Origin of the sequence: Streptomyces sp. SID10853, assembly GCF_010548145.1 — a bacterium.
Classification (GTDB): domain Bacteria; phylum Actinomycetota; class Actinomycetes; order Streptomycetales; family Streptomycetaceae; genus Streptomyces.
Window position 1 is genome coordinate 1 of sequence record NZ_JAAGLN010000198.1, and the last position, 13309, is coordinate 13309.

Annotated in this window: 11 protein-coding genes; 2 read left to right on the forward strand and 9 right to left on the reverse strand. The window is 72.0% G+C overall.

All coding sequences use genetic code 11. The features are described 5' to 3' along the window. Nucleotides 1-59 precede the first annotated feature (59 nt). Nucleotides 60-2279, reverse strand: a complete 2220-nt coding sequence (locus G3I19_RS27860) for an alpha-galactosidase (protein ID WP_164266477.1) — start codon at nucleotides 2277-2279, stop codon at nucleotides 60-62. Nucleotides 2280-2599: 320 nt separating this feature from the next. Here G3I19_RS27860 and G3I19_RS27865 point away from each other — a divergent pair, with 320 nt between their 5' ends. Further along, nucleotides 2600-3565 (forward strand): terpene synthase family protein, encoded by a 966-nt coding sequence (locus tag G3I19_RS27865; RefSeq protein WP_164266478.1) that lies wholly within the window; start codon nucleotides 2600-2602, stop codon nucleotides 3563-3565. 57 nt (nucleotides 3566-3622) lie between these two features. On the opposite strand, the gene G3I19_RS27870 is transcribed toward G3I19_RS27865, so the two are convergent. The 6 genes from G3I19_RS27870 to G3I19_RS27895 form a co-directional block, all read right to left on the reverse strand. Beyond that, the gene (locus G3I19_RS27870) at nucleotides 3623-5149 is read right to left on the reverse strand and encodes a cytochrome P450 (protein ID WP_164266479.1); all 1527 of its coding nucleotides are present in this window, start codon (nucleotides 5147-5149) and stop codon (nucleotides 3623-3625) included. A 46-nt stretch (nucleotides 5150-5195) separates the two neighbouring features. Continuing rightward, nucleotides 5196-5828, reverse strand: coding sequence for an ATP/GTP-binding protein (locus tag G3I19_RS27875; protein WP_164266480.1), 633 nt, complete (start codon nucleotides 5826-5828; stop codon nucleotides 5196-5198). Next, entirely contained in the window at nucleotides 5809-6183 is a 375-nt protein-coding gene (locus tag G3I19_RS27880; protein ID WP_164266481.1) for a DUF742 domain-containing protein, read from the reverse strand. Before G3I19_RS27880 ends, G3I19_RS27875 begins: the two co-directional genes overlap by 20 nt. Next, the gene (locus G3I19_RS27885) at nucleotides 6180-6587 is read right to left on the reverse strand and encodes a roadblock/LC7 domain-containing protein (RefSeq protein ID WP_164266482.1); all 408 of its coding nucleotides are present in this window, start codon (nucleotides 6585-6587) and stop codon (nucleotides 6180-6182) included. Before G3I19_RS27885 ends, G3I19_RS27880 begins: the two co-directional genes overlap by 4 nt. Next, nucleotides 6584-8176, reverse strand: coding sequence for a sensor histidine kinase (locus tag G3I19_RS27890; protein ID WP_164266483.1), 1593 nt, complete (start codon nucleotides 8174-8176; stop codon nucleotides 6584-6586). The genes G3I19_RS27885 and G3I19_RS27890 overlap by 4 nt, the downstream gene beginning before the upstream one ends. 259 nt (nucleotides 8177-8435) lie before the next feature. Further along, nucleotides 8436-11069, reverse strand: coding sequence for an AAA family ATPase (locus G3I19_RS27895; protein WP_164266484.1), 2634 nt, complete (start codon nucleotides 11067-11069; stop codon nucleotides 8436-8438). A 340-nt stretch (nucleotides 11070-11409) separates the two neighbouring features. Here G3I19_RS27895 and G3I19_RS27900 point away from each other — a divergent pair, with 340 nt between their 5' ends. Then, nucleotides 11410-12183 (forward strand): DUF2127 domain-containing protein, encoded by a 774-nt coding sequence (locus G3I19_RS27900; RefSeq protein WP_164266485.1) that lies wholly within the window; start codon nucleotides 11410-11412, stop codon nucleotides 12181-12183. Here G3I19_RS27900 and G3I19_RS27905 read toward each other — a convergent pair. Further along, the gene (locus tag G3I19_RS27905) at nucleotides 12173-12790 is read right to left on the reverse strand and encodes a histidine phosphatase family protein (protein ID WP_164266486.1); all 618 of its coding nucleotides are present in this window, start codon (nucleotides 12788-12790) and stop codon (nucleotides 12173-12175) included. The genes G3I19_RS27900 and G3I19_RS27905 overlap by 11 nt on opposite strands. A gap of 257 nt (nucleotides 12791-13047) precedes the next feature. Beyond that, a partial coding sequence (locus G3I19_RS27910; RefSeq protein ID WP_164266487.1) for a histidine phosphatase family protein occupies nucleotides 13048-13309 on the reverse strand: 262 nt, incomplete at its 5' end.

Sequence of the window (13309 nt, forward strand, 5' to 3'; positions counted from 1 at the left end):
CGCGACAGAGCCGCAGGCCCTGCCGCGGACGGCAGCGCGGCCCGAGCTGCCGTCCACCGTCACGCTCCGTCCGCAGACCGCGCCGCAGCCGCCGGCCGCTCCTGCGCCACCCGTCGTACCTCGATCAGCAGGGCCTGCCCCGGATCGAGCACCGGCATCGGCACCCCTGCTCCGCTGAGCACGGGTCCGGGCAGCGCCACCCAGCCGTCCAGGGCGGCCGTGACCCAGGAGGGCGCCGCCACTTCGCGGAACGAGGGCAGCCCGGCCTCGGTCCTGACACGGACCCGGTAGCTCCCCGTACGGTCCAGACCGGGCAGCGCGACACGGCCCGGCTGGGCCTCCCGCGCAGTGGCCGACTGCGCCCAGCAGTACACGGCGGCGCTCGCGTCGGGCGCCACCACCCCGTGCAGCAGCGCACCGTCACCGTCGAGATCGGCGCGGACGACCCGTCCGCCGTGCAGCAGCGGCCGCAGCTCCTTGTAGAGCGCGCCCCAGGCCGTCAGCTCCGCCAGCTCGTCCGGCGAGCAGGTACCGAGATCACGCTCGATCCCGGCGTGCGCGAACAGCGCGGTGAGCAGCCGGAAGGAGCTGTCCGTGACCCGCCCAGTGGTGTGGCTGCGGGCCTCGCCGACATGCGAGCCGATCAGCTCGGGCGGCAGCAGCTGACCGGTCCAGCGCTGGATGGCCTGGCGCTCGACCGGGTCGTTGCAGTCCGATGCCCACACCCGGTCCGTACGTTCCAGGACCCCGAGGTCAGCACGGGCACCGCCGCTGGAGCAGCTCTCGATCTCAAGACCGGGGTGCCGCTCCCTGAGCGCGTCGAGCAGCCGGTACAGCGCCTCGGTCTGCGCGTGCACACCTGGACGGTCGCGGCCGTCCGTAGTCCGCTGGACCGCCTCGTGCAGATCCCGGTTGTGGTCCCACTTCAGATAGTCGACGGAGTACCGCGTGATGAGCGTGTCGAGCGACTCCAGGAGATACGCCCACGCCTCGGGGTGGCCGATGTTGAGCGCGTACTGATGACGGGACGACGGGCCGAGTCCGGCGGCCGGCCCGAGGATCCATCCGGGGTGGGCGCGGGCCAGTTCCGAGTCGAGGCTGACCATCTCGGGCTCGACCCAGAGCCCGAACTGCATGCCGCGCGCGTGCACCCGGTCGGCGAGCGGGGTCAGCCCTTCGGGCCAGACCGCCGGGTCGACGGTCCAGTCCCCGAGCCCGGCGGTGTCGTCCCTGCGGCCGAGGAACCAGCCGTCGTCCAGCACGAACCGCTCCACCCCGATGTCGGCCGCCGTGTCGGCGAGCGCGACAAGGCGCTCGGGCCTGTGGTCGAAGTACACCGCCTCCCAGCTGTTCAGGGTCAGCGGGCGCGGGGTCGCCGGATGCGCGGGACGTGCCCTGAGCAGCGTGTGGAAGCGGTCGGCGAGCCCGTCCAGGCCGGCGTCCGACCAGCCGAACCAGCAGACCGGCGAGGTGTACGTCTCCCCCGGCGCCAGCCGGATCTCACCCGGTGCCGGCAGCTCCCCGCCGCCGAGCACCGAGGCGTGCACCCCGGCGCCCTCGGGCAGCTGCTCGGCCAGCCAGCGCTGGTTGCCGCTCCAGCCGATGTGGACGCCCCACACCTCGCCGCCGCGGAAGCCGAAGCCGGGCACCCCGACGGTGAGGAGATACGGGGCGTCCTGGCCTGTCCTCCCCCGGCGCTGCTCCCTGACGTGGCTGCCGTGGCCGAGCGGCCTGCGCTGCGGGGCCCGTTCGCGGCACCACCGGCCGGTGAAGTCGAGGATCTCCGAGGCCCTGCGCGGCAGCGGGAGCAGAGTGGTGACCGCGCTGAGGTCGTACGGGGCGGGATCCGCGTCCGGGCGCCGGGCGACCGTGGTCCGTACGGCGAGCACCCCGGAGGGGTCGAGGCGGTAGGTGAGGGTGAGATCGAGGCCCGCGGTGTCCTCGGCCAGGAGGACGGCCAGCTCACCGTCGCTTTCCCGGGCATCGACGAGGCGGGGCTTCGGCGCGGTGGCGGTGCCCGCCAGATGCCCCTGGTGGCCGGGGGTGCCCGACCAGCCGTCCGCTTCGGTGGGCCAGACGGTGAACTGCCGCGGTGTGTCAGGGGCGTTGTGCAGGACGGCGCCATCGGCGGTGAGCGCGAGCGCGGCGCACGCCTCCTCCGTGAGGGCGCCCAGATCCTCGCCCCAGTGCAGGATCCGGGGCACCGGAGCGGACAGTTCGACGACCAGCCCCACTCCTGCCGCGCGCAGTTGGACGATCCTGGGGGCGGTACGGGACATGGGAAGGCGCCCTCTCCTGGTCATGGACCATCGGCTGGTCACAGACCATCGACCGCGGAACACACCTGCGCTAGATTCGAATCAAGACAATTATTGATCAATTGAGGTCAGGCGTCTGCTAGTTGTATGGTAAACAATGATCGGGCGTGGGCGTATACGCTCCAGCGCATCGTCAGGCATTCCGCACTTGGAGGCTGATCATGACCATCGCCCCGCACCAACGGCTGGTTCAGCAGCTCCCAGCAGCACCTTTCTACTGCCCGGTGCCACCCGCCGCACACCCCGCCGCGGCCTCACTGAATGAGGCGACCGTACGGTGGATGCTGCAGCAGGAGATGGACGCCGACGAGCAGCAGCGGCGCCGCCTCACGCTCTGCGACTTCGGCGGCCTCACCGCCTCGACCATGCCGTACGGATGGATCGAGCCACTGACGCTGATGGCCCGGCTGCACGCCGTGCTCTTCTCGCTCGACGACGGACTGTGCGACGAGTCCTACGCCACCGCGGGCCTGCTGGCCCAGGAGACCGGCCGCATCATGCGCGCGGTGGAGGCGCCGTACGCGGCCCCCGCCCCCGGCGAGTCCGCGCGCACCGCCGCCCTGCGGTCCATCCGGCTCGACCTCGCACAGCACGCGACACCGGCCCAGCTGCGCCGCTGGACCGAGGCCATGCGCGTCTACACCTCGGGGCTCGTCTGGGAGGCGTCCTGGCGCAGCAGCCCCGGCCTCCCCTCCCTTGACGACTACATCACGCTGTGGATGCGGGCCATAGGGATGGCACCCTCCACCGCGATGATCGAGATCGTCGGCGGGCTGACCCTCACCGACGAGGAGCTGGACGACCCCCGGATACGCGCGCTGACCGAGATCACCTGGACGCTGGTCAGCTGGGACAACGACCTCTACTCCCGCAACAAGGAACTGCTCCGGGCCGACGACGATCTCAACCTGATCGACGTGCTGGCCCAGGAGTTCGGCATCGACGCGCTCCGGGCCCAGCAGGAGGCCGTGGTGATGCGCGACCGCGTGATGGTGCTCTTCATGCGGCTGCGGGAGCGGGCGCTGCGCGACGCCGGACCCCAACTCCAGCAGTACGTGGACGGGTTGGGCCAGTTCGTCCGCGGCCACCTGGACTGGGCATCGGTCTGCCCCCGGTACACCGTGCCGGGCGCTCCCTCCACCGGGCCCGACGGCTGGTGGAAGCAGCTCCCGGCCGTGGTGGACCAGGACCCGCTGCCGCTGGCCTCGGTCTCCTGGTGGTGGGACCAGCTCGACGACGGCCAGTAGCCGCCACGGTCGGCAGCCGCGACGGCCAGTAGGCCCGACGCTCGGTAAGTGCGAAGGTCAGTAGCCGCGCCACCAGCTGGTCAGCGTCCGCCAGAGCCGCCTCGGCGCCGTACCGCGCTGGGCCGGCACCGCTGCCGCTGCGGGCTGCGGCTGTACGGGCTGCGGCTGTACGGGCGCCTGGGCCGGCGGCGTCTGCTGGGGCACCGGCTGGGGTGCGACGGGCGGCGCGGCCGGTGGCTGTGAGGTGACCTCCCAGTCCGTGCGGGGCGGCGGCATCGCCGCGGGCGACGGCGCCACCATGATGTCCTGCGGCGGGCGCGGCGCGAACGTCACCGGCAGCTGGTCCAGATGACGGGACATCAGGGACCCGGTCCAGCTCAGTTCGTCCTCCGCCAGGGCCAGTTCCACATCGGGCAGCCGCATCAGCAGCGCGTCGACGCCGACATCGGCGATGGCGCGTCCGATGTCCTGTCCGGGGCACTCGTGCGCGCCGCCGCTGAAGGCGAGATGGGCCCGGTTGCCCTGCATGGAGGCAGCCGGGTCGGGGCGGACCACCGGGTCGATGTTGGCGGCGGCGATCCCCACGACCAGCGCGTCGCCCGCCTTGATCCGCTGGCCCCCCAGCTCCGTGTCGCCGACCGCCCAGCGGCCGAAGATCGTGGTGAAGGGCGGCTCGTCCCACAGGGTCTGCTCGACCGCCTCGGGCACCGTCATATGGCCGCCGCTCAACTGGGCCCTGAACCGCGGGTCGGTGAGGACCATACGCAGCACGTTCGCGATCAGGTTCGCGGTGGTCTCGTACGCGGCGATGAGCACCAGCCGCATGTGCTGGCTCACTTCGGCGTCGGTGAGCCCGGCCGGGTGCGCGATCAGCCGGCTGGCGAAGTCCTCCTGCGGCGCCGCTCTGCGCTGGGTGACCAGCCGGTCGAGCGCGGCCATCACGTAGGCGTTGCTGACGTTGGCGGTCTCGGTGCCCTTGATCATGTCGCGGGCGGCCTGCACCAGACGCTCGCTGTACTCCTCGGGCATCCCGAGGATCTGGCACATCACCATCATCGGCAGGTGTTCGGCGAACCGGCTGACGAGATCGGCCTTGCCGTCCTGGCAGAAGTCGTTGACCAGCCGGTTGCTGTAGCGGTTGATGAAGCGGCGGGTGCTGCGGGTGTCGATGTGCGACATCGCGTCGGTGACGGCGCCGCGCAGCCGTTCGTGTTCGGCGCCGTCCGCGAAGACACAGATCGGCTGCCAGGTGAAGATGGGCGCGAGCGGGTGGTCGGCGGCCGCGGTGCCGTCCTGGAGGGCGCGCCAGCGGCGTGAGTCACGCGAGAAGAGCGAGGGCGTACGGGTCATGTAGAGGTTCTCGCTGTGGCCGAGCACCAGCCAGGCGGGGACGTCGCCGTGCAGCAGGACGGGCGCCACCGGGCCGTGTTCGGCGCGCAGCTTCTCGTACAGGCCCATCGGGTCCTGCTCGGCCTCGGTCCCGTACAGCCGCCGCAGCCCGCCGGGCCCGAGCCCGTGGGCCGGGCACTGCGGCGGCGGGACTGCCGCGCCGGTGCCGGGCTGATGGTCGAAGGGGGTTGTCACGGTCACTCCAATACGTACGGACGGGGGACGGCCGGGGCGTCCGGGGTCATCGGCCGGACGGCTGCTGGGCGCGTCGCATGGCGAGGGAGTGCAGATAGCGCATGAGGGCCATCAGGGTGTCGCGGCTGGAGGCGCGCTGACGCGCGTCGCAGTCCACGATCGGGATCTCGTCGGGGAGGTCGAGCGCGGCCCGCAGCGCCTCCAGGCGGTGGCGCGGCGCGTCGGGGAAGGTGTTGATGGCGACGATGAACGGCACGCCGCGCTCCTCCAGCCGGCCGATCACATCGAAGCTGACCTCAAGGCGGCGGGTGTCGACCAGCACGACGGCGCCGAGCGCGCCCTCGAAGAGGCCGTTCCACAGGAACCAGAAGCGTTCCTGTCCCGGGGTGCCGAAGAGGTAGAGCACGAGCTGTTCGCTGATGCTGATCCGGCCGAAGTCCATCGCCACGGTGGTGGCGGTCTTGCTCTCCACACCGGAGTTGTCGTCGACTCCGACCCCGGCCTGGGTCATCGTCTCCTCGGTGGTCAGCGGGCGGATCTCGCTCACCGAACGCACCATCGTCGTCTTGCCGACCCCGAACCCGCCCACGATCACGATCTTGACCGCGGCCGTGGCCGTGTCGGGCAGTACGTCTTCCCTCCTGGGGCCTGCGATCGTGTCAGAGCTTCTGGAGTCCATGCATCACCGCTTCGAGAAGGGCCCGGTCCGGCAGCGCGGCGCGGACGATGGGCGCGCGCGACTCGACCAGTTCGGCCGCGAGGAGATCGGTCAGCAGCGCGGTCACCACGCTGAACGGCAGGCGCAGATAGGCGGAGATCTCGGCCACGGACAGCGGTGACTTGCACAGCCGTACGATCGCGGCCTGTTCCGGCTGGACGGTCGGGGACGGCTCGGCCCGGGACACCACGATGGTGACCAGGTCGAGCGCGGCCCGTTCGCCGCCGTCCGGCCCGCCGGTGATCACATAGAGCCGTTCCGGGTCCCCCGAGTCCGGCTCCGGTGTCCGGCGTTCTCTGCGGGGCGGCGAATTCATCCGGCCTTCCCGTCGTGCCGCGGCGGGCTGGCCAGGTGGGCGCCGATCCGTACGACCATGTCGCGCATCTGCGCGCCGACCAGGCCCGCCTCGACCCGTTCGTCGGTGAGGACGGCGAGATAGGAACCGGTGCCCGCGGCCATCAGATAGAAGAACCCGCCGGTGATCTCGATGACGACGAGCCGCATTCGGCCGTCGCTCTCCGGGATCTCGGTGGCGACCGCCGCCGCCAGGCTCTGGAGCCCGGCGCAGGCGGCGGCGAGCCGGTCGGCGCCGTCCGGGTCGCCGCCGTGCCGGGCGATCCGCAGGCCGTCCGCGGAAAGCACCACGATCTGCTGGATTCCGGGAACGCCGTCGGCCAGCTCCTTGAGCATCCAGTCCATGCTGCCCAGTTGCTGAATCACGCCAGGTCTCCCTTGTCCCACTCGCCGGACTCTCCGACGGCCGACGGCTCCTGCGGCACTCCGTTGGCCGCCTTGGTGAACGCCTCCAGCCAGATTCCCGGCTGGGGCTCCTCCTTCTCAGGTCGCTGTGTCTCCTCGGGTGCCAGGGGTGTGTACGGGTCGGGCTCGGGCGCCTGGGCGGGCAGCGGCGCCGCCTGCTCGGAGCCGAAGTCGGAGCCGAAGGACGAACGCAGCCGGCTGCGGCGCTGCGGCAGTCCGTTCGGGGTCCACTCGGTCACCACCGGTACGTCGTCCTCCATCGACAGCGCCGCCGGGGCGGGCCGCTTCGGCGCGGCGGCCTTGCGCGGCGCCCTGGAGGGAACGCGGTCGGCGAACGCGCCGATGTCCGTGTCAGCTCCGGTGCGGGGCTGTCCGGCCGCGCCGATCCCGTGCGCGATGCCGGGCGCGGGGCCTGTGGTGATCATCTCGCGGGGCACGATCAGCACCGCCCGGACGCCGCCGTACGCCGACTGACGCAGCGCGACCTTGAGGTTGTACATCTGGCTGAGCCGGCCGACGACGGCCATGCCGAGCCGGGGCGACTCGCCCAGGTTGTTGAGGTCCGCGCCGGCCTGCGCCTTGATCAGCATGCCCTCGGCACGCTTGCGGGCCTCCTCGCTGAGGCTGACCCCGCCGTCCTCGATCTCGACGGCGATCCCGGTCTGCACCTCGACCGCGGTGACATGGACGCGGGTCTGCGGCGGCGAGTAGCGGGTCGCGTTGTCGAGCAGTTCGGCGACCGCGTGGATCAGCGGCTCGACGGCCGGGCCCACGATCGCGACCTTGGCGATGGAGTGCAGATCGACCCGCGGGTACTCCAGGATCCGGGACATCGCGCCGCGCAGCACACTGAACAGCGGTACGGGCTTGGGCCACTGGCGTCCCGGCCGGGCACCGCCGAGCACCGAGATGCTGTCGGCGAGACGCCCGATGAGCGCGTTGCCGTGGTCGAGCCTGAGCAGGTCGTCGAAGACCTCGGGCTGGCGGCCGTGGGCCTCCTCCATCTCCCGCAGTTCCGCGGCCTGCTGGTGGACGATGGCCTGGACACGGCGGGCGATGCCGACGAACGCGAACTGCGCGCCCTCGCGCTGCGACTCCTCGTCGTCGACGATCTTCAGCAGTGCGGCGAGGATCTCGCGCTGTGCGGAGGGGAGTTCGCGGTACATCTCGTTGTTGTCGACGAGGATGCGCATGACCTCCAGGGGCGACTCACCGTGCTTGAGCCGGTGGATCGCGGCGGGCATCAGCTCCTTGGCGAGCCGTACGGTCTCCGCGTCGTGCGCGGCGAGCCGCTGCTCCAGGAACGCCAGCCGCTCGCCGTAGGCCCGGTGGAGCGTACGGGTCGTGGAGGCGCGGCGGACGAGTGCGGTGACGAGTACGGCGATGACGACGGTGGCCAGAACTCCGGCCCAGACAAGGGGTATCCGGGCGGCCCGGTCCACCGCGACCGCGCCGACGGCCGTGGCTGCCGACGTCGTGACGACGGAGAGCAGCAGCGCACGAACCAGTGGCGCTGTCCGATCGGTTGGAGGCGCCTCAACGCGAACCATGTGATCCCTCTGGCAGTTGACGGTGGGGAGAATCGAACTATCAAGACATGTGGGAACAAGTGCATGAATACATGTCATCTCAACTCACAATGAGCGAGCGTAGCCCGATCAGATCACCGCGGCGGCATATTCTCCCAACCTTGTGCGGTGGCCGTTCCAGAGGAATAGACTCGCCGGTTTTGCACAGTCAGCTGCGGTTCACACACGAGGAGTGACCGAACATATGTCCCAACTGCCCCCGAATGCGGGCAGCCTGGTATCAGTGCAGGTGCAGGGCGTTCCTGGCCCGGTCGGCGAGACCGTCGGCGCCGCAGGACTCGGCGAGTGCGAGCCCGCGGACGAGGTCCGGCTCGGAGCGGGCGGCGATCCCGAACTCCACCCGCGCCTGGGCGTGTTCGTACGCGCAGGGTGACGCCTCCAGATAGGCGACGGCCCCGCCGAGCAGCTCGACGGCGCGGCCACCGCTCTCCAGGACGGCCGCGATCCGCAGCGATTCACCGATGGCGGTGTCCGTCCCGTACCGCTCGGCCCGGTCCCTGACATAGGTCACCAGCTGCGCCGCGCGCGCCGGGTCCTCGGTGGCCAGCGCCCGCACCAGGTCGCCCGCCCAGGGCGCCATGACGCTGTTGTGCCGGCCACGCCCGCGCAACGCCTCGCCCGCCGCCTCCAGTTCGGCGACGGCCTCCTTGGTGCGGCCGCAGGCCAGGAGCAGCCTGCCGCGTACGGACGGTGCGTCGGGGATGACGATCGCGGACGGGTACGGCGGCGCGAAGCCGTACCGTTCCGCCGCCTCGCGGGCGGCCTCGACATGGCCGCGGGCCAGCAGGGTGTCGATGAGCATGCAGGCGGCGTCCCAGTTCATCGGGAGGCCGTTGCCCACCCGCTCGGCCAGCCGCAGGCTCTCCCGCAGATAGGTCTCCGCCTCGGCCAGCCGGCCGCGCCTGCGCTGCAGATAGCCGACGAGCGCGTTGGCGAAGGAGAGGTGCCCGCCGCTCCAGCCGGACACCTCGAACGAGCGCAGCGCCTCGGAGAAGAGGCTCTCGGCCCGGTCGAGCCGGTCGGCGTAGGCGTAGGAGAGGCCGAGGAGCGCGGCGGGCTCGAACCCCCAGGAGGTGCCGGTCCAGCCGATGCCCGGGGGCAGCCGTCCGTTGACCAGGGCCCGGTCGCAGATCTCGACGATCTCCTCTGCGCTCTCACCGCGGGCCGTGCCGTCGAAAGCGCGCAGTATGAGCAGGATCCGCTCGGAGTTGTCCTGGCCGCTCAGGCCGTCTGTCATCGCCGCGAGGCGGCGGGAGCGCGCCGGGCCGTCGTCCTCGACCGCCTGGACGCCCTCCCAGAGGAAGTGCGCGGTCTGGAGCCGCCGCCTGGCGGGACCCGGCTCGGTCAGCTCGGCCTCGGCGGCCACCGCTTCGGCCGCCTCCCGGGTCTGGTTGTTGTGCGTCAGCGCCTGGGCGAGCCGGAAGACCGCGTCCGCCCGCAGGGCGCCGTCGAGCCCCGGGAGGGCGAGCGCCGCCCGCAGATGGCCGACGGTGGTGGCCGGTGAGGTCAGCAGGGTGGCACAGCCCAGCTCGTACAGGACGCTGGCGCGCACCGTGGGCAGCGGAGGCTCGGCCAGTGCCCGCTCCAGACAGCGCCTGGCCGCGTCGGGCGCGCCCACCGCGAGGTGTTCGGCCGCGGCCTCCCGGAGCTGTGCGACCAGTTCGGGGTCGTCGTCCGGGTGGACCTGGAGCAGATGCGGGGCGGCGGCAGCGGCGCCCCGGCCGGCCATGGTGACGGCCCAGGCGGCCTGGCCGTGCATCGCGGTACGGGTGGCGGGCGGGACGGCCCGGTAGACGGCGCCCGCGATGAGCGGATGAACGAACTCCATCGGGTCGGTTCCGGTCAGGATGCGGGCCGTCCGCAGCCGCTCGGCACAGTCGGCGGCCTCGGCCTCGCTCATGCCCGCGAGCCGCCCGGCCAGGCCCAGCGAGATACCGGTCCCCAGGATCCCGGCGGCCCAGGCGAACCGGGTCGCACCGGTGCCCAGCTCCTCCAGACGCGCGATCAGCCCCGAGCCGCGGGCCGACGCACCCAGCGCGCGCAGGGCGCCCGCGGAGTCCTCCACGGGGTCGATGGCGTCGTCCCGCACCCGGGCGAGCAGTTCGACGGTCTCGTACGCGTTGCCACCGGTCACCGCCCAGACCTCACGGCAGAACGGGTCGTCGGCGTGCGCCCCGAGCGCGCTGCGGGACAGCTGGGCGATGGCGTCCGGGGTGAGGGCGCGCAGTTGCACGTTCTCACTGGCCGCCCCTTCCAGCACGCGCAGATAGTCCGCGGCGTCCCCCTCCGCTTCGCCCGTGCGGTACGCGAGGACCACCAGCACCGGGGGCCCGCCCTGGCGTCCGGTGAAGGAGGCCAGCCAGGCCAGCGTCTCCAGATCGCACCACTGGGCGTCGTCGACGATGAACACCAGCGGGCGGAACAGCCGGCCGAGCCGCGCGGCCACGGCCTCCAGACCGTCGCGGACCCCCTGCGGGTCGGCCTGCTGCGCGCTGGGCGGGGCGACTCCGAGTGCGGGCCCGACGATGTCGTACCGCTCGCCCAGCAGATCGCGGGCGTCCCGGATCCCGGGCATCGTCAGTGCGGGCTGCAGGAGTTGGCGTACGACGTGGAAGGGCACGGAGGTGAGCGTCTCGCCGCCGCGGGCCGACCACACCGTGCAGCGTCCCGCCGCCTGCGTACTGACCGTGTCGAGCAGCGCGGTCTTCCCCAGGCCGGCCTCACCGCTGTAGATGAGGAGCCCCCCGGTGGACTCCCCCGCGCACAGCGCCTCGACGGCGCGCGCCCCCACGGCGATCTCGTCCTCCCGCTCCAGCAGCGGTACGGCGGCCGGGCGTTCCTTCCGGGACCCCATCGTTCCTCCCCTGCCTGCAAACGGATTTCGAGAATATCCCGGCAGGCCGAGGCTGCGGGCGGTCCGGCGGGACCTGTTCACGAGTGGGCAGAAGTCCGCATGCCCGGTGGGAGTTGCCAGTAATCTTGTGAGCGGCCCCTGCCCTCGTCCCCACACCCCCGCCGCCCCCGTCTGCCGGGCGGCCCTCCGGACGTCTGCCGGTCACTGCGGGGCGCCTGTCGGTGGCCTGTCATCCGGCGCATACGATGCCCTGCTACGGTCCGCGCTGGACCGGTCCGGCCGGCAAGAACCAAGCAGCGTGAACCGAACAGCAAGAACCGACCAGCACGGGGAAGACAGCATGAAGATCGACTGGGACCGGCGCACCTGCGCACGGCGCGGACATGTGACGTACGCGCCGCGGGAACCGGAACTGGCGGTGCGGCTGCGCGCCGAGACAGGGTTCGGCGACGCGTGGCGCTGCCTCCGCTGCGGGGACTTCGCCCTCGGGGACCCGCACGGGGCGGGCCCGGCGCAGGACGCCCCGCTGGTGCCGCGCGGCAAGGTGCTGCGCGATCTGTTCATCCTGCGCTTCCTCGCCGTGGAGCGCGCGGTGCGGGGCGTGTTCATCGTGCTGGTGGCGGTGGCCGTGTGGAAGTTCAGCAACAGCCAGGACGCGGTGCGCCGGCTCTTCGACGAGAACCTGAACGTCCTGCGGCCCGTGTTCCGCCACTTCAACTACGACCTGGACAACTCACCGGTCGTCGGCACCATCCAGAAGACCTTCGGCTACAAGCACTCCACGCTGGTGCTGGTGGCCGTACTGCTGGTCGTCTACGCGCTGATCGAGATCATCGAGGGCGTCGGCCTGTGGCGTGCGAAGCGCTGGGCCGAGTATCTGACCGTCGTCGCCACCGCGGTCTTCCTGCCGCTCGAGGTCTACGAACTGACCGAGAAGGTCAGCTGGCTGAAGATCGCCACCCTGACGGTCAACATCCTGGCGGTGCTCTACATCCTGCTCGGCAAGCGCCTGTTCGGGCTGCGGGGCGGCCACGCGGCCTTCGAGGCCGAGCGGCAGAGCGCCTCGCTGCTGGAGGTCGAGACAACAGCCGGGACGGTGCCCGTCACCCGCTGACAGGCACCTGGTTCCACACGGCGAGGGCAGGCCTGCCGTGTTCGGTGCCGATCCGGCTCACGGACGCGGTGTCCAGCCGGAAGAGCGCTCCGGCCGAGGCCGGCAGACCGAGGCGGCGCGCGGTCAGCACCCGCAGGAAGTGGGCGTGGCCGACCAGCACCACGTCTCCGCCCTCTCCGTCGAGGTCGGCGTCGCGCAGCGCCACGTCGACCCGCTTCAGGACCCGGTCGGCGCGCTCGCCGACCTCCTGCGGGGTCTCGCCCGGGTGCTCGGGCGGGCCCTCGGCCACTCCGTCGGTCCACAGGTCCCAGTCGGGCCGGTCCCGGTGGATCTCCGCGCTGGTGATGCCCTCGTACGCCCCGTAGTCCCACTCGTGCAGATCGGCTTCGGCGTGGGCGGGGACGAGCCCAGCCAGCTCGGCCGTCCGCCTGGCCCGGGTCAGCGTGCTGGTGAGGGTGAGCGCGATGCGCCGCTCGGCCAGCAGCGGTGCGACCTTGCGGGCCTGCTCCTCGCCGGTCGCCGTCAGCGGCAGATCCGTCCAGCTGGTGTGTTTCCCGGTGCGGCTCCAGCTGGTCTCACCGTGCCGTACGAGAATCAGCTCTCCCATGACCGCCCTGCCTTTTCGCCTCTGTCACCCGGGCGCCGGTACGAAGGGGCGCCGCCGGTGACGTCCGTATTGATGTTGTACGAGCGTTGACGTCGTACAAGCGTTGATGTTGTACAAGGGCTTCAGCCTGTCACGACCAGCGGAGATTCCCGCAGCGGCGGCCCCCGGATGTGATTCTCCGCGCACCGCCCCGCCCCTCCGTCCTGTCCGGGACTCCTGTCCAGCAGAGCGCACCGCCCGTGAGCGCGCCTCCCGGGTCACGGCTCCAGCGGCCGTCCGATGCGCAGGTTCCACCGTCCGGCCCTGCCGCTCAGCTCGGTCAGCGTGAGCGGCGCCGCGTCCAGCCGCCAGAACGCGTCGGCGGGCAGGGCCAGCGCGTGCAGTACAGCTGCCCGCACCACCGCGGGGTCGGCGACCGCCAGCACCCGGCCGCCCCCGTCCGTCAGCCCTTCGAGCCAGCCGCCGGTCCGCTCGCGGAGTGCGTGAAGGGACTCACCGCCGTGCGGCGCGGCGGCGGGG